General features: G+C 33.5%; 3 protein-coding genes. 1 reads left to right on the forward strand and 2 read right to left on the reverse strand.

Features of this window, described 5'->3' with window-relative positions; genetic code table 11:
- Window positions 1-219: 219 nt before the first annotated feature.
- A complete protein-coding gene (locus PLX19_RS25835; RefSeq protein WP_272191791.1) occupies window positions 220-1,137 on the reverse strand; it encodes an Rpn family recombination-promoting nuclease/putative transposase in 918 nt (305 codons plus the stop codon).
- A gap of 399 nt (window positions 1,138-1,536) precedes the next feature.
- Here PLX19_RS25835 and PLX19_RS25840 point away from each other — a divergent pair, with 399 nt between their 5' ends.
- A complete protein-coding gene (locus tag PLX19_RS25840) occupies window positions 1,537-1,815 on the forward strand; it encodes an HU family DNA-binding protein (RefSeq protein ID WP_272191792.1) in 279 nt (92 codons plus the stop codon).
- A 113-nt stretch (window positions 1,816-1,928) separates the two neighbouring features.
- Here PLX19_RS25840 and PLX19_RS25845 read toward each other — a convergent pair whose 3' ends face one another.
- Window positions 1,929-2,219, reverse strand: a complete 291-nt coding sequence (locus PLX19_RS25845) for a hypothetical protein (RefSeq protein WP_272191793.1) — start codon at window positions 2,217-2,219, stop codon at window positions 1,929-1,931.
- Between the last annotated feature and the right edge of the window lie 554 nt (window positions 2,220-2,773).

A 2,773-nucleotide genomic window follows, 5' to 3' on the forward strand; every position in this document is an offset into this window, starting at 1 on the left:
TCCTTTCCTATGATTCTACAGAAAGAATAGCGTATTTTTTCATTTTAGGGGGTATTTTGTTTTGTTAGCTTGATAGCGATGTGACGTGACCCCTATTATATTTACATGTATCTCGGCTGTAACCCTAACGAAATGTAGGAAATCAAGGATACACACGATTTTTTCTGAATAATCAGATAATAAAAGGTAGACATCTCCTCCATAAGAGATGTCTACCTTTTATTGTTCTAAAATATTGCGTACTTCTGAAATATCCATATTTGTAAACTTCGCAATATCTTCTATATCCATGCCATTCTTATGCATGCCTCGGATTAACTGTTTTCTTTCGGCTAATTTACCTTCTTGAATGCCTACTTCTTTTCCTTTTTCTATTCCTTCTTCCATACCAACTTCACGGGCATGTGCCAATTTTGCTTGTTCATCAAATAATACTTTTTCCCGTGCTTCATATGCTAAACGGAAGGAACTACTCTGACTCATATTTTCCCATTTGTGGATCGCTTTTTGTAACATTGGGTCTTGTTTCATGGCGATATCCTCCAATGTGCGGGTCAAATGTTCATCTTCATGTGCGGGTAACAAGAGTAACCAACGAGCAAATTCATTTTCCCACGGATTAATTTTTTCTTCTCTCCATTGCTGAAGCAATTTAGAAATCTCAATAAAATGGATTTCTAAATCATCGAGTAAGACTTGCTTCTGTTGTTGACTCCAAAACTGTCCAACTGTATGCATGTCATCATAATGAGGAAAGAGATCAAAATCTAATATATTAATCGCAATGGTCTTGCGTAGGGAACGGTACGACATCCCTTTTTCTAATTGTGAAGTATATAATTTACTCCAATAATATAAGGATCGTTTTACAATCTCTTGTGTATTTTTTAGCTGAATTTCTACGTTTACTTTTGTGCCATCCTGAAGTGTAGCAAGTATATCTAGTATGGATAATTTATCTTCTTCATATTCTTTATGCAAATGTGGGTCTTCAATTTTAAGTGATACAATCGGTGTAGTTAAAGAATCATGCAAAATAGCATTTAAAAAAGAAATCAGTAATTCCTCTTGTCCTTGTACACCAAATAATTGCTTAAAAGCAAAGTCAACTCGTAAATTCACTAAAGGTTGATTCATGAGTAGAGTCACCTTTCTTTTCGGTTATTCTATATGTCTATTGTATCGGAGAGTGAAGAGAAGAAGCAACCCCTAATGAGTGGATTGGAGGGTTTGGTTTTTATTAATCAGCACGGTATGTGAAATTATATGTGATTCGGCTACAAATTCCCTCTTATTCTTCATATAGACGTTATTTTTCCTTTAATTTCTTTCTTAAATATCTTCAATTTCGTTTAACCACCTATTTTCCCTGTTTAACGAGTTATTCTTTTTCTATATACAAAACCATTCGAAACTACCTTTCTTTGTTTTACGAAGGAAAATCAGAGGTCGTTTTTTCTTATTTTTCTTAAATTTGCACTGCTCCGTTCGTCCCTTTATACTAAAACAGTATATTTATCACAATGAGGTGTTTTCATGAACAAAACAGAATTAATTCAAAAAGTCGCAATGGAATCAGAACTTACAAAACAAAAAGCGAGTCTCGCTGTAGATGCTGTTTTTCAATCCATTCAAAATGCGCTACAAAATGGAGAAAATGTACAACTAATTGGTTTCGGAACATTCGAAATTCGAGAACGTGCTGCCCGTGAAGGACGTAATCCACAAACAGGGGAATCCATGACGATTCCTGCAAGTAAAGTACCTGCCTTTAAAGCTGGGAAAGCACTAAAAGAAGCTGTAAAAGCTGAATAGTATTTATTTAACAATAGCATGAAATCATTAGAATTCATGCTATTGTTTTGTTTTATAAACGAAAGGTAGAAATCGCATGTTCCTCACTTTTTAGTTTCACAAAAATTATAGTTTTAATCAAATATGCTTTTTAGGAATCTTTGTCCTACAGAACTATACGAAGCTATTTTTTCATCCCATTCTAACTTAATTTCTACTATTTCTTCTCTATTCAGTACTGTATTCTCAGGATTACGATGTTCAATCCATTTTATTTTTTCTGGAACATCCGGTATAAATAATGCTGTGAAGTAAGCTCTCCTTAATATCGTTGCCAATTGAGAGTAACGATATCCTACTGGTTGAATATCATTCCCATATATCACAAATCTTGCAAAGATTCCATTTGGGGTGTTTTTGCCCATCCCACGAAAAAGGGTAATAAGACAAAATATCCCAAATTGTATTTTGTCTTATTCTTCAAATGAAGAATCTTATGTTAATTTGGTTAACATCTCATCTTCATCAATGTTCTTAATGATTGTTTCTAGATCGATTACTGTTGGGATGCAAATGCTAATTTAAGCATGTACAAAAACGCCTGTTTAAACATGTACATTTTTGTTTCCTGGCTTTTAATGGAGATAGTCATGCCCATAGAGGCTCCATGTCAAGTTGTAATAGGATTACATTATTTGTTATTTGAAGCGTTAAAATCAAATATGTACTTCTTTATATAAGCAAAAATATACATATTTATTTTGTCATTTACAGTTGGGGATTTGTTAAATTCATAACGGCCATAAAAATTGATGTGTTGCGAGGCAACTGGTGAAATGTGTTACGTATAATTGCAGCCAATTTGATATACTATAAGTAAAATTGCCAGAAAGGTGATGAGATTATGTACCAACAACGAAATAATAGGGATCGAGACCAAGAAATGATGTTTTCTATACAAGGAGTCCCAACAAATAAA

It is taken from the genome of Bacillus sp. BP-3, from assembly GCF_028401955.1.
Taxonomy (GTDB): domain Bacteria; phylum Bacillota; class Bacilli; order Bacillales; family Bacillaceae_G; genus Bacillus_A.